The 23,081-nt window shown below is 63.9% G+C and carries 26 protein-coding genes and 1 riboswitch; of the genes, 13 read left to right on the top strand and 13 right to left on the bottom strand.

Annotation, left to right across the window (positions count from 1 at the left end):
• Positions 1-2 precede the first annotated feature (2 nt).
• Complete coding sequence (locus tag AC0L21_RS29750) at positions 3-605, bottom strand: hypothetical protein (RefSeq protein WP_473265187.1); 603 nt, start codon at positions 603-605, stop codon at positions 3-5.
• A gap of 168 nt (positions 606-773) precedes the next feature.
• Here AC0L21_RS29750 and AC0L21_RS29745 point away from each other — a divergent pair, with 168 nt between their 5' ends.
• A complete protein-coding gene (locus AC0L21_RS29745; RefSeq protein ID WP_473265186.1) occupies positions 774-1,832 on the top strand; it encodes a class I SAM-dependent methyltransferase in 1,059 nt (352 codons plus the stop codon).
• Positions 1,833-2,215: 383 nt separating this feature from the next.
• A complete protein-coding gene (locus AC0L21_RS29740; RefSeq protein ID WP_473265185.1) occupies positions 2,216-3,061 on the top strand; it encodes a nucleotidyltransferase domain-containing protein in 846 nt (281 codons plus the stop codon).
• A gap of 4 nt (positions 3,062-3,065) precedes the next feature.
• Here AC0L21_RS29740 and AC0L21_RS29735 read toward each other — a convergent pair whose 3' ends face one another.
• Both AC0L21_RS29735 and AC0L21_RS29730 read right to left on the bottom strand, forming a co-directional pair.
• The gene (locus AC0L21_RS29735; protein ID WP_473265208.1) at positions 3,066-3,698 is read right to left on the bottom strand and encodes a hypothetical protein; all 633 of its coding nucleotides are present in this window, start codon (positions 3,696-3,698) and stop codon (positions 3,066-3,068) included.
• A 167-nt stretch (positions 3,699-3,865) separates the two neighbouring features.
• Positions 3,866-4,735, bottom strand: coding sequence for a DUF1194 domain-containing protein (locus AC0L21_RS29730; protein WP_473265184.1), 870 nt, complete (start codon positions 4,733-4,735; stop codon positions 3,866-3,868).
• Between the two features lie 259 nt (positions 4,736-4,994).
• Positions 4,995-5,072: riboswitch (Fluoride riboswitch) on the top strand.
• A 135-nt stretch (positions 5,073-5,207) separates the two neighbouring features.
• Between AC0L21_RS29730 and AC0L21_RS29725 the strand changes: the two genes are divergently transcribed.
• The 5 genes from AC0L21_RS29725 to clpS are packed head-to-tail and all read left to right on the top strand — an operon-like array spanning position 5,208 to position 7,953.
• Positions 5,208-6,419, top strand: coding sequence for an MFS transporter (locus AC0L21_RS29725; protein WP_473265183.1), 1,212 nt, complete (start codon positions 5,208-5,210; stop codon positions 6,417-6,419).
• Positions 6,420-6,426: 7 nt separating this feature from the next.
• On the top strand, positions 6,427-6,825 hold the full coding sequence (crcB, locus tag AC0L21_RS29720) for a fluoride efflux transporter CrcB (RefSeq protein ID WP_473265207.1): 399 nt from the start codon (positions 6,427-6,429) through the stop codon (positions 6,823-6,825).
• A 6-nt stretch (positions 6,826-6,831) separates the two neighbouring features.
• A complete protein-coding gene (crcB, locus tag AC0L21_RS29715; protein ID WP_473265182.1) occupies positions 6,832-7,260 on the top strand; it encodes a fluoride efflux transporter CrcB in 429 nt (142 codons plus the stop codon).
• Positions 7,261-7,262: 2 nt separating this feature from the next.
• Positions 7,263-7,604 (top strand): DUF190 domain-containing protein, encoded by a 342-nt coding sequence (locus AC0L21_RS29710; protein WP_473265181.1) that lies wholly within the window; start codon positions 7,263-7,265, stop codon positions 7,602-7,604.
• A gap of 43 nt (positions 7,605-7,647) precedes the next feature.
• Entirely contained in the window at positions 7,648-7,953 is a 306-nt protein-coding gene (gene clpS / locus AC0L21_RS29705; RefSeq protein ID WP_007594672.1) for an ATP-dependent Clp protease adapter ClpS, read from the top strand.
• Positions 7,954-7,956: 3 nt separating this feature from the next.
• On the opposite strand, the gene AC0L21_RS29700 is transcribed toward clpS, so the two are convergent.
• From AC0L21_RS29700 to fabI, 4 genes are all read right to left on the bottom strand, one after another.
• Positions 7,957-9,147 (bottom strand): adenylate/guanylate cyclase domain-containing protein, encoded by a 1,191-nt coding sequence (locus AC0L21_RS29700; protein WP_473265180.1) that lies wholly within the window; start codon positions 9,145-9,147, stop codon positions 7,957-7,959.
• Between the two features lie 80 nt (positions 9,148-9,227).
• Positions 9,228-10,316 (bottom strand): chorismate synthase, encoded by a 1,089-nt coding sequence (gene aroC / locus AC0L21_RS29695; protein ID WP_473265179.1) that lies wholly within the window; start codon positions 10,314-10,316, stop codon positions 9,228-9,230.
• A gap of 184 nt (positions 10,317-10,500) precedes the next feature.
• Positions 10,501-11,100, bottom strand: a complete 600-nt coding sequence (locus tag AC0L21_RS29690) for a histidine phosphatase family protein (RefSeq protein WP_473265178.1) — start codon at positions 11,098-11,100, stop codon at positions 10,501-10,503.
• A 13-nt stretch (positions 11,101-11,113) separates the two neighbouring features.
• Positions 11,114-11,929: an enoyl-ACP reductase FabI gene (gene fabI / locus AC0L21_RS29685; RefSeq protein WP_473265177.1), complete on the bottom strand. Its 816-nt coding sequence runs from the start codon at positions 11,927-11,929 to the stop codon at positions 11,114-11,116.
• Positions 11,930-12,101: 172 nt separating this feature from the next.
• Here fabI and AC0L21_RS29680 point away from each other — a divergent pair, with 172 nt between their 5' ends.
• Together AC0L21_RS29680 and AC0L21_RS29675 are read left to right on the top strand one after the other, a co-directional pair.
• Positions 12,102-12,590 (top strand): sigma-70 family RNA polymerase sigma factor, encoded by a 489-nt coding sequence (locus AC0L21_RS29680; RefSeq protein ID WP_007594679.1) that lies wholly within the window; start codon positions 12,102-12,104, stop codon positions 12,588-12,590.
• 106 nt (positions 12,591-12,696) lie between these two features.
• On the top strand, positions 12,697-13,467 hold the full coding sequence (locus AC0L21_RS29675; protein ID WP_473265176.1) for an anti-sigma factor family protein: 771 nt from the start codon (positions 12,697-12,699) through the stop codon (positions 13,465-13,467).
• A 329-nt stretch (positions 13,468-13,796) separates the two neighbouring features.
• Here AC0L21_RS29675 and AC0L21_RS29670 read toward each other — a convergent pair whose 3' ends face one another.
• Both AC0L21_RS29670 and AC0L21_RS29665 read right to left on the bottom strand, forming a co-directional pair.
• Positions 13,797-14,759: a DnaJ C-terminal domain-containing protein gene (locus tag AC0L21_RS29670; protein ID WP_473265175.1), complete on the bottom strand. Its 963-nt coding sequence runs from the start codon at positions 14,757-14,759 to the stop codon at positions 13,797-13,799.
• A 107-nt stretch (positions 14,760-14,866) separates the two neighbouring features.
• A complete protein-coding gene (locus tag AC0L21_RS29665) occupies positions 14,867-15,268 on the bottom strand; it encodes an RT0821/Lpp0805 family surface protein (protein ID WP_473265174.1) in 402 nt (133 codons plus the stop codon).
• Positions 15,269-15,381: 113 nt separating this feature from the next.
• On the opposite strand from AC0L21_RS29665, the gene pdxH reads away from it, so the two are divergent.
• Positions 15,382-16,023 (top strand): pyridoxamine 5'-phosphate oxidase, encoded by a 642-nt coding sequence (gene pdxH / locus AC0L21_RS29660; protein WP_247391556.1) that lies wholly within the window; start codon positions 15,382-15,384, stop codon positions 16,021-16,023.
• 97 nt (positions 16,024-16,120) lie between these two features.
• On the top strand, positions 16,121-16,873 hold the full coding sequence (locus tag AC0L21_RS29655; RefSeq protein ID WP_473265173.1) for an SDR family NAD(P)-dependent oxidoreductase: 753 nt from the start codon (positions 16,121-16,123) through the stop codon (positions 16,871-16,873).
• Between the two features lie 40 nt (positions 16,874-16,913).
• Here the strand turns inward: AC0L21_RS29655 and AC0L21_RS29650 are convergent, their stop codons facing one another.
• The 3 genes from AC0L21_RS29650 to AC0L21_RS29640 form a co-directional block, all read right to left on the bottom strand.
• On the bottom strand, positions 16,914-17,543 hold the full coding sequence (locus AC0L21_RS29650) for a Uma2 family endonuclease (protein WP_473265172.1): 630 nt from the start codon (positions 17,541-17,543) through the stop codon (positions 16,914-16,916).
• A 196-nt stretch (positions 17,544-17,739) separates the two neighbouring features.
• Positions 17,740-17,958: a hypothetical protein gene (locus AC0L21_RS29645; protein ID WP_473265171.1), complete on the bottom strand. Its 219-nt coding sequence runs from the start codon at positions 17,956-17,958 to the stop codon at positions 17,740-17,742.
• A gap of 186 nt (positions 17,959-18,144) precedes the next feature.
• Positions 18,145-19,122: a magnesium transporter CorA family protein gene (locus AC0L21_RS29640; protein ID WP_473265170.1), complete on the bottom strand. Its 978-nt coding sequence runs from the start codon at positions 19,120-19,122 to the stop codon at positions 18,145-18,147.
• A gap of 335 nt (positions 19,123-19,457) precedes the next feature.
• Here AC0L21_RS29640 and AC0L21_RS29635 point away from each other — a divergent pair, with 335 nt between their 5' ends.
• The gene (locus tag AC0L21_RS29635) at positions 19,458-20,144 is read left to right on the top strand and encodes a L,D-transpeptidase (protein ID WP_007594711.1); all 687 of its coding nucleotides are present in this window, start codon (positions 19,458-19,460) and stop codon (positions 20,142-20,144) included.
• A 38-nt stretch (positions 20,145-20,182) separates the two neighbouring features.
• On the opposite strand, the gene AC0L21_RS29630 is transcribed toward AC0L21_RS29635, so the two are convergent.
• Positions 20,183-21,307 (bottom strand): extensin family protein, encoded by a 1,125-nt coding sequence (locus AC0L21_RS29630; RefSeq protein WP_473265169.1) that lies wholly within the window; start codon positions 21,305-21,307, stop codon positions 20,183-20,185.
• Between the two features lie 65 nt (positions 21,308-21,372).
• Between AC0L21_RS29630 and AC0L21_RS29625 the strand changes: the two genes are divergently transcribed.
• Positions 21,373-23,001, top strand: a complete 1,629-nt coding sequence (locus tag AC0L21_RS29625) for a fatty-acid--CoA ligase (protein WP_473265168.1) — start codon at positions 21,373-21,375, stop codon at positions 22,999-23,001.
• Positions 23,002-23,081 lie beyond the last annotated feature (80 nt).

Raw genomic sequence — 23,081 nt, 5'->3', positions numbered from 1 at the left:
AGTTAGCGCCGAAGGCCACTCAACGCCGGCGACTCGCCAGGCAGCATGTTCGATCTGAGATCGCTATCCATGCGGCCCGAATCCTGCTGGGTGAACCCGGCCCCGAACGACAGGCTGAGGTTGGAGGTCGGCTTGAACTCGACACCCGCAAATGCGCCGTAGCCGGGCGAGGCGCTGGAGGTGAGCGGCGCAAGCGAGCTGCCGATGCCGTTGCCGTATTTCAGGGTGTCGAAACCGGCAAAGAACGTGACAGGCATGCCGCCCGCCGTCTTGGTGTTGTAGCCGAACTGCGTGCTGTCGTAGGAGAGCGCGCTGAAATTGCCGCTCAGTCCGGCCGGGCTGAGGCCGCTCCAGTTGAGATTGCCATGCTGGCTGCCGACAAAGAAGCCGTTCGCAAAATTGCTGCGGCCGCTTGCGTCGCCGCCATTGAAGCTCGGGAAATTGCCGTAGCTGTCGGCGCTCTGGCCGGCAACGCCGCCGAAGCCGAAAGGTCCGCCGGGGATCCAATATTGCAGGGGTGCGCCTTGCGCATGAGCCGGCGCTTCGCCGAGGCAGAGCAGGGCAAGAAAAACCGCGAGACCGCAAGAGCGTGTAAGCCTGGACATCCAAATAACCGTCGAAAAGCTTGCGAATTATACCCACCAGACATCATGAATGCCAGCATAGCGACACCAGTCTTCCCTTGAGTTCCGGGATCACGTTTTCCTGCCAGTTTGAACTTCCCGCATGCCGGATTGACCCACCTAAGGGGGCGCGTCAGCACGGAGGCTGTCATGGAGGTCAATTCCGACAGGTTGAATGCCTTTATGGGCAAGATGGTCACCGAATTCGGGGCGGCGATGAATGCGTCGCTGGTCCTGCTCGGGGACAAGCTCGGTCTCTACCGTACCCTTGCCGCCAAGGGACCGATGAACTCGTCCGAGCTCGCAAACGCCACCGGGACGGCGGAGCGCTACGTCCGCGAATGGCTCGCAAGCCAGGCGGCGTCCGGCTACATCGAATACGATTCCGCTTCGGCAAAATTCTCGATGCTGCCGGAGCAGGCGATGGCGCTTGCCGATGAGGACAGTCCGGTGTTCCTCGGCGCGTTCGGCAATGTCATTGCCTCGGCGTTTCTCGACGAGCCGAAGGTCTCGGACGCATTCAAATCCGGCAAGGGCGTCGGCTGGAACCGGCGCAGCGAATGCCTGTTCTGCGGCACCGCCCGCTTCTTCCGCACCGGGTACATGCACCATCTGGTGCAGGAATGGCTGCCCGCGCTCGACGGCGTCGTGGACAAGCTGAAGCGCGGCGCCAAGGTCGCCGATGTCGGCTGCGGGCACGGCGTCTCGACACGGCTGATGGCGGAAGCCTTCCCGAACTCCCGCTTCTACGGCTTCGACTATCACGAGGGTTCGATCGAGGCCGCGCGAAAGGCGGCCACCGAGGCCGGATTGGGCGACCGGGTCAGCTTCGCTGTTCATTCCGCCAAGACCTATCCGGCCGAGGGCTATGATCTCGTCTGCTTCTTCGATTGCCTGCACGACATGGGCGATCCCGTCGGCGCCATCGGCCACGTGCGCGAGACCATGGCAAAGGACGGCACCTGCATGCTGGTCGAGCCGTTCGCAGGCGACCGCCTCGAGGACAATCTCAACCCGGTCGGGCGGGTCTATTATGCGGCGTCGACCATGATCTGCACGCCAGCCTCGCTCGACCAGGAGGTGGGCCTCGGACTGGGCGCCCAAGCGGGCGAGGCAAGGCTGCGCAACGTCGCGCGAGAGGGCGGACTGACGCGCTTCCGCCGCGCTGCTGAAACGCCCTTCAATCTGATTCTGGAGGCGCGGATCTGATCTTCCTCATTCCGGCGCGTGGCTGCGGCATATGGTCATGCCGATGCTACAGCCCCGCCTGGCGCCGCCATCCTTGCGTCGCTCGCGCCGCAACGTAAGCTGGCGATCGGACAAGGCGGCGCGAGTTCGTCGCGACGGGAGGATGACAAGCCGCTCTCTATGAATTTGCGATGGCGCTCTATCGCGATAAGAAGGTGTCGGACGAATCTACCGGCCGGCCAGCAGAAATTCGGCGAGCGCGGCATCATGGATATCATCGGGCTGATCGGCTATTACGATTTGGTCTCGATGCCCCTGATCACCATGCAGGCGGACGCGCCTAACGACAGCGAGCCGCCGCTGCCATCGCTCGCCGCCAAATAGCAACTCCGCAACCGCTGTCCATGTCGCACGATCCGCTGCTCACACACCTGACATCCGCTTTCGCCGAGGTGCCGGGCGTTGCGGCCGTCGTACTCGGCGGCTCACGCGCGCGCGGCCGCGGGCACGCCGCGTCCGACTATGACATCGGCCTGTATTTCAAAGCAGCGCTTCCGCTGGATACCGAACGCTTGCTGGCCGCCGCAAAGGAAATCGCCGACGATCCTGCCGTCACGGCGGTGACGAAGATCGGGGAATGGGGGCCGTGGATCATCGGAGGTGCCTGGCTGTCCGTCGGCGGACAAAAGGTCGACCTGCTCTATCGCAACGCCGACGCTGTCGAAGCCGTCATGGAATCCTGCCGGGCCGGCATCATCACCATGGACTACCAGCCCGGCCATCCACACGGCTTCTGCTCGGCGATTTGGATGGGCGAGATCGCCTATTGCCAACCACTGCGCGATCCGCAAGACCTGATCAATCGGTTGAAATCGATCGCGCTGCCCTACCCGGAACCGCTGCGGGATGCCCTGATCCGGCGCTTCCAGTGGGAAATCCTCTTCGGCATCGAGAATGCGGAGCTTGCGGCCGCACGCAACGAGCAGACCCATATCGCCGGATGCGTCTACCGATCGCTGGCCTGCGTTGCGCAGATCGTGTTCGCGCTGAACGAGCGCTATCTCATCAACGAGAAGGGCGCGCTATCGGAAGCAGCGCGGTTACCACTGACAATTCCGCATCTGGATGAGCAGGCGAAGGAGATCTGGCGACTGATCGGCAATGGCGCTTTGACGCCCGCCTGCGACGTCTTGCGTCAGATCGACCGGCAATTGAAGGCGCTGACGCGGTCCAGCGCGCAGCAGCCGTGATCGGCTACGCCGTCTTGTCCACCGAGGACGACGTGTCGGACGGCGGTAATTTCGTCACCCCTACCTGGAAAGATTTGTTTCCAACCTGGAAGATGACCTTGCCGTTCTTTCCGTCGTCCGTCGATATCTGCGTTTGTCCGAACATGACCACGTTCTTGTAGACGATGCCGGTGCCCTGCCGGGTGACGCCGTCGATGGTGGTCGTGACCAGCGCCTCGTTGCCGGTGATGGAGACGACCCGGAAGCTCGCGCTCTTGTTGTTGTCGGCCGAATAGCCACCCCAGCTTCCGATGAGACGGCTTTCGGAGGCGGGCGGCGCCTGTTTTTCAAGTGATGCACTGGCCTGACCGCCGCCGGCGGAGAACACGAGCGCCGCATTCTTGCCGTTCTTGGTCCCGATCGTGACCGAACCGAAGCTGATGGTTGCACCGTCGACCTTGCCAAAACCACGTTCGGTGTGCCCGTTATGGGTGTATTCCACCTGCGCGCGGGCGCCGCGGATGTTCACGACCTTGAAGCCGACGGCCTGATTGTTTCCCGCCCAATTGCCCTTCCATTCACCGAGCAGGTTGCTCTGGTGATAGACCCGCTCGCTGGCAGGAGAAATCTGGCTGGTGCTCTGCGTGACGATGGCCATTGGTTGCTCGGCGGACCAGTCTGACAAACCCGCCTTCGTCTGCGCGCCGGCCAGCAATATCAGGTCATTGACGGAAACAATTGGATTAGGGCCACCCACCGATTAACGAACGGTTAAATTCAACCGCGGGACGAAGCCAACAAATGTCGTGATCGGAGGTGGCGCATCTAGCGACCCCAGCGGTCCGACCAGATCTTCTCGCCGATCATGCAGTTCACACGCGGCTCCTTGTCCTTCTCCGCAACCCGCATCACCGGGCGCTCCGGCATACGGCCCGCAACCTCCATCAAGAGCTTGGTGCGGATGGCTTCCTTGAACTTGTCGCGGTCCTTGATCGTGATGACGAAGGAACCGGGGCCGCCGATGACGCAATCCTCATAGTAGAAATCGAGATTGTCGATATCCATGGTCGAATAGGACGGCTCCTTGACCATGATCGGCAGGCCGTTGATCACGATGCCCTTCTCGATCGCTGCGTCGCGCGCAATCGCGACCGGAGTTCCATTGTTATTGGGACCGTCACCGGAAATGTCGATCACACGACGCAAGCCCCGATAGGGATCCTCGTCGAACAGCGGCATCGCGAAACTGATCGCGCCGGAGATCGAGGTGCGCGAGGCGCGCCGGATTGGCGTCTTCAGGATTTCGGCGGCGACGGCATCGGCGGTCTCCGGTCCGTCGATCAGGCGCCAGGGAATGATGATCTTCTGGTCGGTTGAGGCGGCCCACTCGAAATAAGTCACCGCGATGCGGCCGTTCGGACCCAGCTTCAGCGCCTGCAGGAATTCCTTCGACTGGATCGCCTGCGCATAGCCTTCACGCTGGATTGCGAGCTCGTCCATGTCCATGGAGTAGGAGACGTCGACAGCGAGGATCAGCTCGACATCGACCGTCTGTGCGTCCCTGTCGGCTGCTTGCCGCTGCGGCTGAATTTTAGGCGACTCGAATTTGGGTCCTGGTGCCGCGATGCCCGCGACGTCCCCTCCGGCAAACATGCCGGTCACCAGCACAGCCCCGATCGAGAACAGCAAGCGCATCGCAGCCTCCCGTCGTATGACGCGATGGTGACATGCAATCGCCTTGCCGCAAAGTCCGAAGATCGCTTGCGCTTCACATTCCAGTTAGGGATTTGCGCGTTAGGACTTGCGGGTCGGGGATTGCGAAGCATCACGCAAAGCTGCCGCCATGTTGCCGCGCTCGCGCCGCGGACTGCGCGATCGTGCGCTCCCGGAAGAACGGGCCACGGGACAGAGCACCCCGCCCACTTGTCCGGCGCCATTTCCATGCTAGGCTGACGACACAGATGGGGATGGAGTCCCCCGACAACCGCCCGGCTGCCTGTGACCGTAGTGGGCTGGTGACTCCTGCTTGAGGAGGGGCAATTTTCAGGCCTCTGTCTTCGGCGGGAGCATGGACAAACCCGCCGCTGGCGGGTTTTTTGTTGCCTGGTGCGAAGGCCAAGGAGAGGTCGAGCAGAGGTCAAGCAGAGGCCGAGGAGAAGTCCTGGACGTGACGACGACAACACCGAATGCTGCGCGTGCGGGGCTGCCCAGGGGAATCTGGGTGCTCGGTTTCGTCTCGATGCTGATGGACGTCTCTTCCGAGATGATCCACGCACTGCTGCCGGTCTATCTTGTCACCGTGCTCGGCGCCACCACGCTCACCGTCGGCTTCATCGAGGGCATTGCGGAGGCGACCGCCTCGATCACGAAGATCTTCTCCGGCGCGTTGTCCGACTGGCTCGGCCGGCGCAAATTTCTCGCCGCGCTCGGCTACGGGCTCGCCGCGCTGACAAAACCGCTATTCCCGCTTGCCCCCAGCGTCGGATGGCTGGTTGCCGCGCGCTTCATCGACCGCGTCGGCAAGGGCATTCGCGGCGCGCCGCGCGATGCACTGATCGCCGATATCGCACCTATCGGTTTGCGCGGCGCGAGCTTCGGCCTGCGTCAGTCGCTCGATACGATCGGTGCGTTCGTCGGGCCGCTCATGGCGATCGGCCTGATGTGGTGGACGGCGGACAATTTTACGATGGTGTTCTGGGTGGCCGTGCTGCCGGGCTTCCTGTCGTTCGGACTGATCGCGTTCGCGGTGAGCGAGCCGGAGCCGGACCCAAGCCGAGAGCCGTCAAGGAATCCGCTGAATACCGCCGCGATGCGCCAGCTCGGGTCCGTGTACTGGCGCGTGGTCGCGGTCGGCGTCGTGTTCACGCTGGCGCGCTTCAGCGAGGCCTTCCTGATCCTGCGCGCACAGAACATCGGGCTCAATGCGATGTGGGTGCCGGCCGTGCTGGTGCTGATGAACATCGTCTATGCGTTGTCGGCCTATCCGGCCGGCGCGCTCTCGGACCGGATCAACCGCACCGGCCTGCTCGCGCTTGGCCTCGTCTTCCTCGCCGGCGCCGATCTCGCGCTCGCGCTGCTGCCAAACCTTGGGGGCCTCGCCCTCGGCGTCGTGCTGTGGGGACTGCATATGGGATTGACGCAAGGCCTGCTCTCGGCCCTCGTCGCCGACGTAGCGCCACCGGGCTTGCGTGGCACCGCGTTCGGCTATTTCAACCTGTTCACCGGCCTTGCCATGCTGGCCGCAAGCGTGATCGCCGGCGCCTTGTGGGATGCCTATGGTCCGGCCGGCACGTTCCTGGCCGGGCTCGGCTTCGCCCTCGTCGCGCTCATAGGGCTGTTCGCCGTCGGCAACGGGCTGGCAATGGAGGAGAAACGATGACGGGGGGCTGTTCGCCGTGCTGAGCGGAGTGCTTGCGATCATGATCGGCAGCGTGCTGGGCGGCTGCGCGCGCTATTTTATCTCCGGCGTGATCGCCCGGCGGCTGGGCGAGACGTTTCCGTGGGGCACCGTGACCATCAACGTCACCGGCGCCTTTCTGATCGGCATTTTTGGCGCATTGGCGACCCATCCGGGCTCGGTCTTCGCCGCGCCCGATCCATGGCTGTTCGCGGTCACCGGCTTTCTTGGCTGCTACACCACGGTGTCCTCGTTCAGCCTGCAAACGCTGACGCTGGCGCGCAACGGCGAGGCGATGCACGCGCTCGGAAATGTCGCGGTCTCGGTCGTGCTCTGCCTCGCGGCCGTCAGTTGCGGCTTCCTCCTCGCGGACACTCTGGGAGGCTAGAGGCAGATGAAGTCCCCCTCCTCTGCCGATCACTGGCGCACCGCGACGCTCTATGCCTGGATTGCCGCCGGCAGCGTGGTCGGCGGGCTGACGCGCTATCTGGTCGGGCTTGCGCTCGACACCGGCCCCGGCTTCCCGGTCGCGACGCTGTTTATCAACGCCACGGGCTCACTGATCATCGGCTTCTACGCGACGCTGACCGGGCCCGACGGCCGCCTGCTGGCACGGCCCGAGCACCGGCAGTTCGTCATGACCGGGTTCTGCGGCGGCTACACGACCTTTTCGACCTTCAGCCTGGAGACCTTCCGCCTGCTCCACGGCGGCATGAAATATACGGCGCTCGCCTATATCGCGGCGTCCGTCATTTGCTGGCTGGTGTCGGTATGGGCAGGCCATATGATGGCCAGCGGCACCAACCGCTTGCGAAGGAGCTAATCATGCAAATCCCCAATCAGGCAGTTTCGCTCCGGATCTTCATTGGCGAGAACGACCATTTCGACGGCAAGCCGCTCTATGAAGCGATCGTGATGACGGCGCGCGAGCGGCATCTGGCCGGCGCCACCGTGCTGCGCGGCCCCATGGGCTTCGGCAAGTCGAGCCGGCTGCACACGTCGAAGATTCTGCGGCTCTCGGAAGACCTGCCGCTGCTGATCGAGATCGTCGACAGCGAGGACAACATCAATGCATTCCTGCCCATCCTGGATGGCATGATGTCGAGCGGCCTGATCACCTTGGAGAAGCTGCAGGTCCTGCAATATGGTGAGAAGGCCGCGGGCTGAGCGCGCCGGCAGGAACCCGAGCCCGCCATATCCGGGAGGCGGAATGAACGATACCGTTGCCAAACCGAAAACCAGGACGAAGACCAAGGTCGAGCGGCCGAAGCTGCATAAGGTCATCCTGATCAACGACGACTTTACGCCCCGCGAATTCGTCACGATGATCCTCAAGGCCGAGTTCCGCATGACCGAGGATCAGGCCTACAAGGTGATGATCACCGCCCACAAGCTCGGCGCCTGCGTGGTCGCAGTTTTCACCAAGGATGTCGCCGAGACCAAGGCTACCCGCGCAACGGATGCCGGCCGCACCAAGGGGTATCCCCTGCTGTTCACCACGGAGCCGGAGGAATAGCGCTCAGTCGACTAGCGCCGGTGTCTCCTCAGTCAGCCCGTACACGCGCTGCGCCTTTGAGAAGCCCGCGATCGGAAATTCGCCGAGTTCGTGCCAGTCGTGGCGACAGACATTGGCGAAGCCCTCCGAGGCGACGACGGTCCGTCCCAGGCGACCCGTGATCTTCTCGAGCCTGGCGGCAAGGTTCACGGCGGGGCCGATGCAGGTGAAATCGAGGCGGTTGCCGCCGCCGATATTGCCGTAGAGGATGTTGCCGACGTGAAGCGCGACGCCGAAGCGGAAGCGCTCGACGACGTCGCCGACAGGATACGCGAGCGCCTCGACGCTGGCGCGGGATTCGCGCGCCGCCTCCAGCACCCGCGTGCAGACATGCGCGGCATCGCCGACATATTCGTCGATCGGGAATACCGCGAGCAGGCCGTCGCCCATGAATTTCAGCACCTCGCCGCCATGGCCGCGGATCGCGGCGACCTGGCAGTCGAAATAATGGTTGAGGATCTCGACCACGGTCTCGGCCGGCAGCCGGTCCGACAGTGCGGTGAAGCCGCGCAGATCGGAGAGCCAGATCGCAGCCTGCATGGTGTCGTTGTGGCCGCGGCGGATCTGACCGCCAAGGATGCGCGCGCCGGCACGATTGCCGACATAGGTGTCGAGCAGCATCTCGGCGGTGCGGCGCAGGCTGATGATCTCGGTGATGCGCGCGAGCGGTTTGATGATCGCGTGAATCGCCGCGATTTGGTCATCGCTGAAGCCGCCTGGATGGCGCGTGGTCCAGCTCGTCGCGTGGACCGAGCCGTCGAGAAACTGCATTGGCGTCGCGACGTAGTCGGTTACGCCTTCGGCACGCATGTCGTCGAAAAAAGGGAAATGCTTGCTGCCGGGATCGTCCATGCGTCCCCGCACCTCAAGTCCCTGCTCGAACACGACCCGCAGCGGACTTCTGGCGAATTCCGGCGTCTCCAGGATCTCGAAATCGACCGTGCCGATCTCGACCTCCTCGCCCTCCCGCCAGATGAAGTTGCGGCCGAAAATTTCGGGATGCAGCGTGCGGATGAAGATGCCGAACCGCCATAGCGGCAGACCGGCTGCGACCATCCGTTCGCAGGCTTCCGCCGTCATCTCGGCCGGGGTCTTCGACGACCAGGCGCCGTCGATCAGCCAGCTGGTGATACGTTGGAGCTCGGAGCTTTCCATGTCGGCATTTGCGGACGAAGTTGTGGGATCGTCAAGCTGCGCGGTGGGCTAGTGGCGCGATACAAGCGCCTCGCGCAACGCTAGCGCCCGACCTGGCCGCGGTCGCGCAGGAAATGATCCGCCAGCACGCAGGCCATCATGGCTTCGCCGACGGGAACGGCGCGGATACCGACGCAGGGATCGTGGCGGCCCTTGGTCATGATCTCGGTGTCGGCGCCGTTGCGATCGACGGTGAGACGCGGCTGCAGGATCGACGAGGTCGGCTTCACCGCAAAGCGCACCACCACCGGCTGTCCGGTGGAGATACCGCCCAGCACGCCGCCGGCGTGGTTGGACAGAAAACGCGTGCCGTCATTGCCGGTGCGCATCTCGTCGGCGTTCTCTTCGCCGGTCAGTTCGGCCGCGGCAAAGCCGGCGCCAATCTCGACGCCCTTCACCGCATTGATGCTCATCATTGCGGAGGCGAGTTCGGCGTCGAGCTTGGCGTAGATCGGCGCGCCAAGGCCAGCCGGCACGCCTTCGGCGACGACCTCGATCACCGCGCCGATCGAGGAGCCGTTCTTGCGGATGCCGTCGAGATAGGTCTCGAAGAACGCGGCCTTGTCCTTGTCGGGACAGAAGAACGGATTCTTCGCGATCTCGTCCCAGTCCCACTTCGCCCGGTCGATCTTGTGCGGCCCGATCTGCACCAGCGCGCCGCGCACCTTCACGTCGGGCAGCACCTTTCGCGCGATCGCGCCGGCGGCGACGCGCGTCGCGGTCTCGCGCGCCGACGAGCGGCCGCCGCCGCGATAGTCGCGCAGGCCGTACTTCGCTTCATAGGTGAAGTCGGCATGACCAGGGCGAAACTTGTCCTTGATCTCGGAATAGTCCTTCGAGCGATGGTCGGTGTTCTCGATCAGGAGCCCGATCGGCGTGCCCGTCGTCACCTGCACGCCGGTCTCGGGATGCGCCATCACGCCGGACAGGATCTTGACCTGGTCCGCTTCCCGACGCTGGGTCGTGAAGCGCGACTGGCCGGGCCGGCGGCGATCAAGGTCGCCCTGGATGTCGGCCTCGACGAGCGGGATCATGGGCGGGCAGCCGTCGACCACGCAGCCGATCGCCACCCCATGGCTCTCGCCGAAGGTCGTGACGCGGAACATATGGCCGAAGGTGTTGAAGGACATTCGTATCTAACTCGTAAGTCAGTGCTGACTTAACTCGCCCTGAAATTGGGGTCAAATGCCCGACACAGTCGTCATGGCCGGGCTTGTCCCGGCCATCCACGTTCTTGGCCCACAAGCGCAAAAAGGGCGTGGATGCCCGGGACAAGCCCGGGCATGACGGCGGAGGACGCGGAAGCGAGCCGCCTTAACTGAACTTCTCCAGTCGCCCGTCCCGGAACACGTAGACGGCGCCCTGCTCGATGTAGAGTTCGGCGGCGCTCGCCGGCGTCTCCAGGCCGAGTGAAACCATCAGGGCCCGGCAGGTCCCACCATGGGCGACCGCGACGGTGTCGGTCCGGAGCTGGTCGTACCAGGCGCGCACGCGGACCTGGACATCGGCGTAAGTCTCCCCGCCCGCGGGGCCCACCGTCCATTTGTCAGCGAGGCGCCGGGCGTAGATCTCGGGATCGGAGGCCTCGCTCTCGGCCAGCGTCAGTCCCTCCCAGGAGCCGTAGCCGATCTCACGCAGGCGATCGTCGAGCGTATAGTCCGCAGTCGGCAGTTCGAGCTTGCTCCGCGCCAGTTCCATGGTCTCTCGCGCGCGGCCAAGCGGACTCGACACGTAGGGTAACGCGGCCTTGTCGCGGCCCTCGCGCTTGAAGAGATCGGCGAGAATGCCGCCGGCCTGCACAGCCTGACCGCGACCGCGTGCGTTCAGCGGAATGTCCTTGATGCCCTGAAGCCTCCCGAGCGCATTCCACTCGGTCTCGCCGTGGCGAAGGTAATAGATCGTGGGCACGGGCATTGCTGGGTGAAAGTTAGTCCTTCCCGCCGAACGAAATGTCCGGCGCGTCCGGGCGCTTCATGCCGAGCACGTGATAGCCGGAATCGACGTGGTGCACCTCGCCGGTGACGCCGCGCGAGAGGTCGGAGAGGAAATACAGCGCGCTGCCGCCGACGTCTTCCGTGGAGACGTTGCGCCGCAGCGGTGCGTTGGCTTCGTTCCACTTCAGGATATATCTGAAATCGCCGATGCCGGACGCCGCGAGGGTCTTGATCGGCCCCGCGGAGATCGCGTTGACGCGGATGTTCTTCTCGCCGAGATCGGCGGCGAGGTAACGCACGCTCGCTTCGAGCGCCGCTTTCGCAACGCCCATGACGTTGTAATGCGGCATCCACTTCTCGGCGCCGTAATAGCTGAGCGTGATGAGCGAGCCGCCGTCGGCCATCAGCTTCTCGGCGCGCTGCGCCACGGCCGTGAACGAGTAGCAGGAGATCAGCAGGGACTTCGAAAAATTCTCCTGCGTGGTGTCGACGTAGCGGCCGTCGAGCTGCTCGCCATAGGCGATCGCATGCACCAGGAAGTCGATCTTGCCCCACTTCTCCTTCAGCACCGCGAAGGCCGCATCGATGGTCGCGGCATCGGTGACGTCGCAATGGCCGAGCACGAGCCCGCCGATCTCGGCGGCGAGCGGCTCGACGCGCTTCTTCAGCGCATCGCCCTGATAGGTGAAGGCGAGCTCGGCGCCGGCCGCGTGGCATGCCTTGGCAATGCCCCAGGCGATCGAGCGGTTGTTGGCAACGCCGAGGACCACGCCCCGCTTGCCCTGCATCAGACCTGAATTCTGCGCCATTTGCTAACGTCCCGTCGAGCTCCCGGTGAGGTTTGGAGGTACACCAGCCCTCCCTTGCGGTACAGTCCTAATACGCGGCGTTAACGCTGTTTCAAGCGCCGGAATAGCCGTTCCGCTCGGGTGTTATGATCGTTGTGGCGCTCGCGCCGAACATCAGGACGTCAAGACCGCAATGAGTGCGTTTCGCCAGAGCGTTGAAGCCATGATCCCGGCGTTGCGCCGCTACGCCCGCGCGCTTACGCGCGAGGCGGATGCGGCCGACGATCTGGTGCAGGATACGCTGGTGCGGGCGCTGCGTTCGGAGCGTCTCTTCCTCGGGGGCGACGTCAGGAGCTGGCTCTATACGATCCTGACCAACCTGAACAAGAACCGGCGGCGCTCGCTGGCACGGCGGCCGCAATTCATGCAGCTGACGGAGAACAATCCGGATGCCAGCGGGACCGAAGCCGAAGGGCGCGATATCGAGAGGGCGCTGGCGACGCTCGTCGAGGAGCAACGCTCGGTGCTGCTGCTGGTGATGCTGGAGGGCATGAGCTACCGCGAGGTCGCCGACATCCAGGGCGTGCCGATCGGCACCGTGATGTCGCGCCTGGCACGCGCCCGCGCCCACGTCAAAGCCTCGCTGGAGGGTGAGCGCCCGGCGCTCAGGCGGGTGAAATGATGGCAGGATTGATGCATCGCCCCGGTCGCTTCTCCTGCATGGCATGGGAAGCGACGCAGTTGAACCACGAAAAACATTTTGGGCCGCAGAGCCAGAGACGATCGATATGAACGACCGCAAGATCCCAGTGACCGAGGACGAACTGCACGCCTATGTCGACGGCGAGCTGCCGGCCGAGCGCCGCGCCGATGTCGAGGGCTGGCTTGCCGCGCAGCCTGAGGATGCCGAGCGCGTGCAGTCCTGGCGTGCCATGGCCGAGATGCTGCACGCCCGCTACGATTCCGTCGCCCAGGAGCCGGTGCCGGCGCGGCTGGAGCTCGAACGGCTGGAGCGCCGCCCGCGGCACTGGCTGTATGGCGCCGCCGCGGCCGTGCTGGTGGCCTTCCTCGCCGGCGGCACCGCCGGCTGGCTGGCGCACGGTGCCGCCAACGCGCCCTCGACCTTCCAGAGCTTTACGACCGACGCGCTCGACGCCCACCGCCTCTACGTCGTCGAGGTTCGCCATCCCGTCGAGGTCGGCGGCAACGAGCGCGACCACCTCCAGGCCTGGCTGACCAGACGCTGCGGCTGGACCGTGTTTGCACCGAACCTGGAGGCGAGTGGACTGAAGCTCGTCGGTGGCCGGCTTTTGCCGGGGCCAAACGGGCCGGCGTCGTTCCTGATGTATGAGGGCGCCTCGGGCGAGCGGTACACGATCTACACCGCCAAGACCGAGAATGGCGCGACGCAGATGCGCTACGCCCGAACGGACAAGGACGGGGCGCTGTTCTGGTCGGAGCGCGGCGTCGGCTACGTCGTCAGCGGTGGCGGTGACCGCGACCGGCTGACCAAAGTGGCGCAGGCCGTCTACGACCAGGCAGAGAAAAGCGGCACCTAGACAACCACGCAATGGCGGTGCCTCGATTCCGACATTGAAAATTTGGAATGAAGACATCGGCGCGTCTCATTATCGCACCGGATGATCACGCGAAAATGAGCAGCGTTCGATCCGCCGATCGACGCGGGCGGCCTCGATTGGGGTTTTTGGTACCGCGCTGGTCCCCCTCTCGAGGCCGCACCTTTTTATCGGCTGCCCCGCCGGACAGCCGACACGTCAAGCACGTGCCAAGAAGGGCTACCACGCCTCGGGCATATGATGAGCATCATCCCGATGGACGACGCTCTCAGTCTTTAGGAGAACCCCTTCACACTTTTCCAGATCATGCGTTAGCCAAGCCCGCTACGTGGATTGTAGGGGCGCTGGTCCCGCCACTTCTCCATCAATGCTTCAAGCTCGGCATCGTTCCCGTCCGGTAACATAATCCTGACAGTGACGAAGAGATCCCCGGTTCCGCCAGTTTTTGGCAATCCTTTGCCCTTGAGGCGGAAGGTCCGGCCGCTGGAGGTGTTTTGCGGGACCGAAAGCTCCACGGCATTGCCGAGGGTGGGCACGCGGACCTTGCCGCCAAGCACCGCCTCGTAAAGCGTGACCGGCAGGTCGATCCTGAGATCAGCGCCCTCGATCTTGAAGAACGGATGCGGCGCGATGCTGATCGTGATCAGGAGATCGCCCGGCGGATGGCCCTGAGCGCTCTCGCCCTGTCCCCGCAACCGGATCTGCTGGCCCTCGGTCACGCCGGCCGGAATCTTGACGTTGAGTTCCTTGCCGTTCGGCAGCCGAACGCGCTTCTCGCCGCCCTTCACCGCCTCCTCCAGCGAGACGGTCATGGCGACATTGACGTCGAGATCGAGCCCGATCCCGCCGGTGTCGAATTCGAACTGTGCACCGCCGCCGGCCCCGGGGCGCGGACGCGGCCCACCGCCGAACATGCTGTTGAGAATGTCCTCGAACGCGCCGCCACCCGGACCAGGGCCCGCGCCGCCGCCGCGGAACGTATAGCTCTCGAATCCGCCGGGACCCGCACGCCCGCGCGGCCCACCGCCGCCCGGAAAGCCCTGGAAGCGCGGCTTGCCGTCGGCGTCGATCTCGCCGCGGTCGAATTGCTTGCGCTTGTCCTCGTCGCCGAGGATCTCGTTGGCCGAATTGAGCTCAGCGAAGCGCTCGGCCGCCTTCGGGTCGTTCTTGTTGCTGTCGGGATGGTGCTTCTTGGCAAGCTTGCGATAGGCGCTCTTGATCGCGGCAGCGTTGGCGCTCCGCGGCACCCCCAAGACCTCATAGGGGTCGCGCATCCGTCACGTCTCCTTCAAGAAATCGAATTGTTCAAAGGGCTCCCCGCCCACTGAGCTTCATGTGGGGGGCGAGTGGTATTTTTGCAACTAGTCTGGTGAAGCGATTCCTAGCTCCGCCACGGCTTTAGCGTATGAATCTCCCAACTGCCACGGCTGCTTTGGCAGCCCGCGCCCTGGAGCCAGCTTTCGGTGCTGCCGTTGACGTAGCTTGCCAGGAAGTCGCGGCACTTGCGGCCGTCCTCGGCGGCATAGGATTGTGCGATCGGCGTGACCGAACCGCGCGCCCCGGTTTCCGGATTCTCCCAATGCTGGCTGGAATCCTTGTCGTTCTTGCTGAGGACGTCGGAGGCCGCGTTGCGGGCGAAGGCGAGATCTGTCTCGGTCGGCGCCTTGGCCGGCATTGCGATCGAGCCGGTGAGGTCGCTGTCGTCCGCCTTGGCGTAGGCACTCTTGTCATTGCGGGAAAAGCTGCAACCGCCGGTGCCGAGCCCGATCAGAATGATCGTCATGACGAAGCCGGACGGCCGGATCGCCGATAGGCCAACGCGTCCCCATACCCTATATAGGGCGGTAGCAGACAACGACGCGTTTTGGACCGCAGGACGCAACTCGGACCCCAGACATGACCGACACGACCTCGATGAAACACCAGACACCCTTAACATCCGGTGATTTCACCGCCGCCGACGAGCCGTTTGCGCTGTTCGAGGCCTGGCTGAACGAAGCCATCAAGAGCGAGCCGAACGATCCGAACGCCATGGCGCTCGCAACTGTCGATCCCGATGGCCTGCCGGACGTGCGCATGGTGCTGATGAAGGGCTTCGATACTGATGGTTTCGTCTTCTACAGCCACATCGCCAGCCAGAAGGGCCGCGAACTCGCCGCAAATCCTAAGGCGGCGTTACTTTTTCACTGGAAGTCGCTGCGCCGTCAGGTCCGCATCCGCGGCAACGTGACGCCGGTGACCGAGGCTGAGGCCGACGCCTATTTCGCGACCCGCCCGAAGCAGGCGCAGATCGGCGCCTGGGCGAGCAAGCAGTCGCAGGAGCTGGAGAGCCGCTTCGCCTTCGAGCAGGCGATCGCCAAGGTCGCCGCCAAGCACATGATCGGCGAGGTGCCGCGGCCGCCGGGCTGGAGCGGCTGGCGTATCACGCCGTCGCGTATCGAGTTCTGGCATGACCGCCCATTCCGTCTGCACGACCGCATCGAATTTCGCCGTGACGCGGCCGGCCAGAAATGGTCCAAGACGCGGATGTATCCCTAGTATTTTGTTCGAGCATGATCCTTTCGGAAAGCCGCCGCACGCTTTGCGCTAACGCGGCCCTCCGGGTCCGGATCATGCTCCAACCTGAAAGATGTCCATGCCGCAGTCGTCCAATGCGCCGCGCCGTACGCTGCTCCTGACCGGAGCGAGCCGCGGCATCGGCCATGCCACCGTGATCCGTTTCTCCTCGGCCGGCTGGCGCGTCATCACCTGCTCGCGGCATCCGTTCCCGGAGGATTGTCCTTGGGACGCGGGCCCTGAGGACCATATCCAGGTCGACCTCGCCACCCCCGCCGATACCACGCGCGCGATCTCCGACATCCGCGACCGTCTCGAAGGCGGGATGCTGCACGCGCTGGTCAACAACGCCGCAATCTCGCCGAAGGGCGCCGGCGGCTCCAGGCTCGGCTCGATCGACACCGACCTCGACACCTGGACGCACGTGTTCAACGTCAATTTCTTCGCGCCGATCATGATGGCGCGCGGGCTGATCGAGGAACTGAAGACGGCCAAGGGCTCTGTCGTGAACGTCACCTCGATCGCGGGCTCGCGCGTGCATCCCTTCGCAGGCGCGGCCTACGCCACCTCGAAGGCCGCACTCGCATCCCTGACGCGCGAGATGGCGTCCGATTTTGGCCGCGTCGGCGTGCGCGTCAACGCGATTGCGCCGGGCGAGATCGACACCTCGATCCTGTCGCCGGGCACCGAGAAGATCGTCGACCAGCAGATCCCGATGCACCGGCTCGGCACGCCCGACGAGGTCGCCAAGATCATATATGTGCTGTGCACGGACACCTCGTCTTACGTCAACGGCGCCGAGATCCACATCAACGGCGGCCAGCACGTGTAAGCTCTCGTCATCGTACAAAGACGGAGAGTCTGAGAGCCCTTCAAGCGGGGCGCTTTCGGCCACGCCGCGGCTGTAACGGTGTCCCCTGATAGAGATCAGCAACGGCGCATTGCACTCCGAATGCGGGCAGCTTCAATTCCTCGGACCCGCCGAGTGTTTGCGAGCTCCCGCCACTCGGCGTTCTCGCGTCGAGACGGACCTCCATCCGGTCCTGCTCGATGATGAGCACCGCTTCGCAGGCCGCGTGCGCGAGGTAGATGGTTCGTTTGACGTCGATCCACCTTTTTTCGGTGGCGGGCACCCGCGTGTCGTCACTGGCGGAGACGATCTCTGCCAGCAGATAGGCTCGCTCGACGAACCTCTGGTCCGGCTCGTACTCCGCATCGATGACGGCAACATCCGGCTCGGGGCGGAATTCGCCCGACCCAAGTTCGATGCCGGGACGCCGCATTGCGATGCGACTCTGATCGTGACCCGCGAGCGCGTCGTTGAGCAGACGCTCAAGATTCCCCGCGATGCGGTTATGCGCAATCGTTGGCGGCGTCATCATCATCGGGACACCTCCGACAAGCTCCCAGCGCTCATGGTCCGGCCGACCTTCCTGGAACACACGGAAGCGCTCGCCGGACATGCGCCCGGCCCTGGTGGGTTCTTTGATTCCAACACCCATGGGCGTCTCCGACGTCACCGGGCGTGAGCCTAATCGGCTCCGCCGCGAACGCCAATAGAGATAAGGAGGGCTGGCAGGGGCCGCCACCTTCCCGTCAGATGCTACGATCCAATGGTAGGGAAGAGCTACGGTAACGGGAGCAAGGCGATCCAGACAACGCCGCCGCAAGACCTGGATCGCCCTTGGCTTCCGTTCCTCAATCGAGTCGAATCCGACGTGACCTCTCGCGTGGCTGCGGAGCGGCCGTGCTGATTGCAGTCGAGCAATCGTCGTCGTTCTCGCCGTCGAGCAGCGGAGCACCACAGTGCCGGCACATGCGTGCCGACATCGACGACGCCTTGCCGCTCGTCACGATGTGGCGATAGCTCGCCAGATCGATGACGTTGGGGGGCGTCGTTATGTGTTTTTCAACCATGGCTGTTCCTCGCGGCTTACCTGCTCCTTATCGCAGACAAGTTTCGCGCAAACGTTCAGCCCACCGCTCAAATTTTACCGGAGGAATTGGGGCGGCGAGCACACATCCCCGTGCGGCCGCAATCCCGCTCTATTCTGCGACACCAGACACCGTGTCTCTGCTTCCCGCGTAAGGTCTCGGTAGCTATTACAGCCACTTCTTCCACTTGAAGATCCAGTACGGAACGATCGCCGCGATCAGCATCAGCACCAGCGCGAACGGATAACCGTGCGCCCATTCGAGTTCCGGCATCGACTTGAAATTCATGCCGTAGATCGAGGCGATCAGCGTCGGCGGCATCAGGACAACCGCCATGACCGAAAACAGCTTGATGATGTTGTTCTGCTCGAGATTGACGACCCCGAGCATTGCGTCGAGCACGAAGGTGATCTTGCTGGAGAGGTAGGAGGCGTGATCGGTCAGCGAGACGACGTCGCGCTGCATGGTCTTGAGCTGCTCGCGCATGTCCTTCGACCATTTCACGCCCTCCACCACCGCCGAGAGGAAGGCGACGACGCGGCCGATCGAGACCAGGCTCTCGCGAACCTTGGAGGTCAGGTCGCCCTTGCGGCCGATCGAGATCAGGATTTGCGAATATTGCTTGGCGTGACCGTGGCGCTCGCTCTCCGGCTCGAAGATGTCATGCGAGACCTGGTCGATCTCGGCGCCGCAGCGCTCCAGGATGTCGGCGCAGCGGTCGATCACGGCATCGAGCAGTTCCATCAGCACCATCTCGCCGGTAATGGCCGGCGCGCAGGACCGGGCCAGCTTGGCCTCGACCAGCGCAAAGGGCTTGGGCTGGTCATAGCGCACCGTTACCAGGCGGTGGTCACCGAGAATAAAGGTCACCGCCGTGGTCCGGGGCATATCGGTATCGGAGTGGCACATCAGCGTCGCGGTCATGTAGCGCGCGCCGTTCTCCATATAGAGGCGGCTGGAGATCTCGATTTCCTGCATGTCCTCCCGGGTCGGGATTGCGATCCCCGACAGCTTCTCGACGGCTTTGTCCTCGGCCGCGGTCGGGTTGACCAGGTCGATCCAGACCGCATGCTCCGGGACTGCCGCGAGATCCTCGACGATGGCCTTCTTGAGGGATGACTCGGAGGGAACGAACACAGAAAACATGCACAACTCCAGCAGGGGCCTGCGACAGACTGACAGCCCTTAGCGCGATTCTGACAAGTTGATGATGACAAGCACATTAACGGAGCGTTTGCATTTGTGGCGACGCCGTGGCCCAACTGTGGCACAGAATCGACACATGCGACCGTTTTGCCCAGAAACCGACTCTGCCCGCAAAACTTGCGGCAGAAAAGCCACAGGTAAGGTCTTGCAGCGCGGGAGAAGCTTCGTAAGGCTGGAATTGTGGCAGATTTCAACGATAATAGGGCCAACGGAATCGTGGAATTGGGCCTGCTCAAGCCCCACGAAAGCTTGTTATTGTCGATTGGAACCAAATCATGTCGTTGCTGAAAGTTACGCTGGGTATTTTGGCCGCTGGCCTGATGCTGTCGGGCTGCATGCAGGCCACGCATTTTGAAGCGACCGACACCAAGGCCTTCAAGCCGAAGGACAAGGAACTCCTTGCCAAGGTTCGGTACGAGAACACCCCGGTCGCAGAGCCGTTCCGCCGCGCCATCGTCGAGTACCACCGCAAGGAATCGCCGGGCTCGATCGTGGTCGATTCCGACAACCATTACCTCTACTACGTCCTGGATGGCGGCAAGGCGATCCGCTACGGCATCACCGTCGGTGAAGAAGCCATGGCCTGGTCCGGCATTGCCAAGGTTGGCAGCATGACCGAATGGCCGGCCTGGCACCCGACCCCCGGCGAAATTTCGCGCCTGGGCGTGCCCACCTTCGTCGCCCCCGGTCCGGACAATCCGATGGGTTCGCGGGCGATGTATCTGTATTCGGGCGGCAAGGACACATTGTTCCGCATTCACGGCACAAATCAGCCGGAATATATCGGCGCCTCGATCTCCTCGGGCTGCATCCGCCTGACCAACGAGGACGCGATCGACCTCTATGGCCGCGTCAAGGTCGGCACCATCGTCGTGGTGCTCGAACCGAAGCACGGCGATTCGCCCTACAATTCGCGCCTCGCGCTCGGCGGCGGCGGAACTGGCCAGGCGGGCAGCTACTGATCCCGTCCTGATCTCTATGAGATTCAAAAGCGCCGGTTTTACCGGCGCTTTTTTGTTGCCGGCTTGTGCGGCCGGGTTTTGTTGCCCTCGGCCTCCGATTTGTCCGCAGGCGCGGGAGATGTCTCCGCCGCCTCGTCATCAACGCCTTGCTTCGTCTCGGGCTTGGCTTCGGGTTTGGCCGCGACCTCACGTGGCGGCGCCTCCTCGGGCCGTTCGGCCGGCAGCAGCGGGGCAATTTGCGGCAGGGGATCCCAGAGGTTCCACTGGCAGATCCGGTAGTCGTTGCGCCGCTGCGCGAGATCGAGATGGATATGGTCCTCGTGGTACCAATCCGAGCCGGGACCGAGCACGGTCGAAAAGCGCGAGCAGACCGAATGCAGCACGCGCTCGCGCAACTCGCGCGACATGGTGCGATCGGTCAGGCCGATCGACTGCCCGTTAGCGAGCTTGATGGCGCGCACATCGATCGCGTTGGCCTTGCCGTGCTCGGACAGCAAGGCGCCGACAACGCGGTTGCGGCCGCGGCACTCGAAGCTGTCGAAATTGTCGAGATCGCTGATGGTCGAGCCGAGGCTCGCGGCCAGCGGCACGACGTCCTTGCGCACCCAATCGGCGATCGCGGACGCCATGGTGCAGCGGAGGATCGCCGCCGGCTTGACCGCCACCTTGCGCTTGTCCGGCAGCACGATAGCTTCGAGCCGCACCAGATCCTCGCCGCCGCAAGCGCCAGGGCCGCGGATATCCGGGATCGAGGGCGCGATAGCGATCTCCTCGGTCAGCGCGAGGCGGCACGCCGAGGCCTGTTTCTCGGGCGGCGGCGCCGCCTCGGCGGGCTTGGTGGCGCCAGGTTTGTCTGCGGAAGGCCTTTCCGTGGAAGGCTTGCCGTCGGTCTCCGCAGGAGCCTCCTCCGATGCCTTGGCCGATCCCTTGGGGGCCTCCTCAGGGCGAGGCCTTGGGAGCGGGATCTTGCCGGAGAAGTTGGCAGAATGAACCGTCGCGCGCGGCCGTGGTGCAGCAATACCAAAGATATCCAGCGGGGACCCATATCTGCGCGCCTCTGCCCGGTCCGCGAGCCCGAGCGCGACGGTAACCATGGCCGCGCCGACGGACATATAGCCGCGACAAGACCATTTGCGGCGAAAGGCGGGCAGGCTAAAACTCATGACAATTCTTTGGCCCAACGCTGAGAGCGACAATCCGCCCAGCGGCTTCTCGGAGGAACGACGGAATGCTTGGTTTGATGCAAGACTGGCCCCTGCTCTGCCACAGGATCATCGAACACGCCGCCAAGATTCATGGCAAGCAGGAGGTCGTGACGCGCTCGGTCGAGGGACCGATCCATCGCACCACCTATGCCGATATCCACAAGCGCGCCCTCAAGGTCTCGCAGATGCTGGAGCGCGACGGCATCAAGCTCGGCGACCGTGTCGCAACGATCGCCTGGAACACCTGGCGCCATCTTGAGGTCTGGTACGGCATCATGGGGATCGGCGCCATCTGCCATACCGTCAATCCCCGCCTTTTCCCCGAGCAGATCGCCTGGATCATCAACCATGCGCAGGACCGCATCGTGATGACCGACATCACGTTCATTCCGGTCCTGGAGAAGATCGCCGACAAGCTGACAAGCGTGGAACGCTACGTCGTGCTCACCGACAAGGCGCACATGCCGCAGACGACGCTGAAGAACGTGGTCGCCTACGAGGACTGGATTGCGGAGGCCGACGGCAAGTTTAAATGGAAGGACTTTGACGAGAACACGGCGGCCGCGATGTGCTACACGTCAGGCACCACCGGCGACCCCAAAGGCGTGCTGTATTCGCATCGCTCCAACGTGCTGCACGCGCTGATGGCCAACAATGTCGACGCGCTCGGCACCAGCGCCTCCGAGACCATGCTCCCCGTTGTGCCGCTCTTCCACGCCAACAGCTGGGGGATCGCCTTCTCCGCGCCCTCGCAGGGCACCAAGCTCGTGATGCCCGGCGCCAAGCTCGACGGCGCCTCGGTCTATGAGCTGCTCTCGACCGAGAGGGTGACGCACACCGCCGGCGTGCCCACGGTGTGGCTGATGCTGCTCCAGCACATGACCGCCAACAATCTGAAGCTGCCGGATCTGAAGATGGTGATCTGCGGCGGCTCGGCGATGCCGCGCTCGATGATCAAGGCCTTCCTCGACATGGGCTCGAACGTCCGCCACGCCTGGGGCATGACCGAGATGAGCCCGATCGGCAGCGTCGCGGCGCTGAAGCCGCCGTTCCAGAATGCGACCGGCGAGGCGCGGCTAGACGTGCTCCAGATGCAGGGCTACGCGCCGTTCGCCGTCGAGATGAAGATCACCGACGACGCGGGCAAGGAACTGCCGTGGGACGGCACGACCTTCGGCCGCCTCAAGGTCGCCGGCCCGGCGGTCGCCAAGGCCTATTACCGGGTCGACACTGACATTCTCGACGAGGACGGCTTCTTCGACACCGGCGACGTCGCGACCATCGACGAAGCCGGCTACATGCGGATCACCGACCGCTCCAAGGACGTGATCAAGTCCGGGGGCGAATGGATCTCCTCGATTGACCTGGAGAACCTCGCGGTCGGCCATCCCGCTGTGGCGGAAGCCGCCGTGATCGGGGTGTTCCATCCCAAATGGGACGAGCGTCCGCTGCTGATCGTGCAGCTGAAGCAGGGCCAGCAGGCCAGCCGCGAGGACATCCTGAAGTTCATGGACGGCAAGATCGCCAAATGGTGGATGCCCGACGACGTTGCCTTCGTCGAGGGCATCCCGCATACGGCAACGGGCAAGATCCTGAAGACTGCGCTGCGCGACCAGTTCAAGGAATACCGCTTCCCGAACGCGGCGGCGTAGGCGGCCAAACCAAACACCGTCATTCCGGGCGATGCCAACGGCCTCGAACCCGGAATGACAGGCCGTAACATCCCGGGAAC

Source organism: Bradyrhizobium sp. WSM4873 (genome assembly GCF_055811355.1).
Note: the sequence above shows the minus strand (reverse complement) of the source record. Positions and strands in the feature narration are given on the sequence as shown.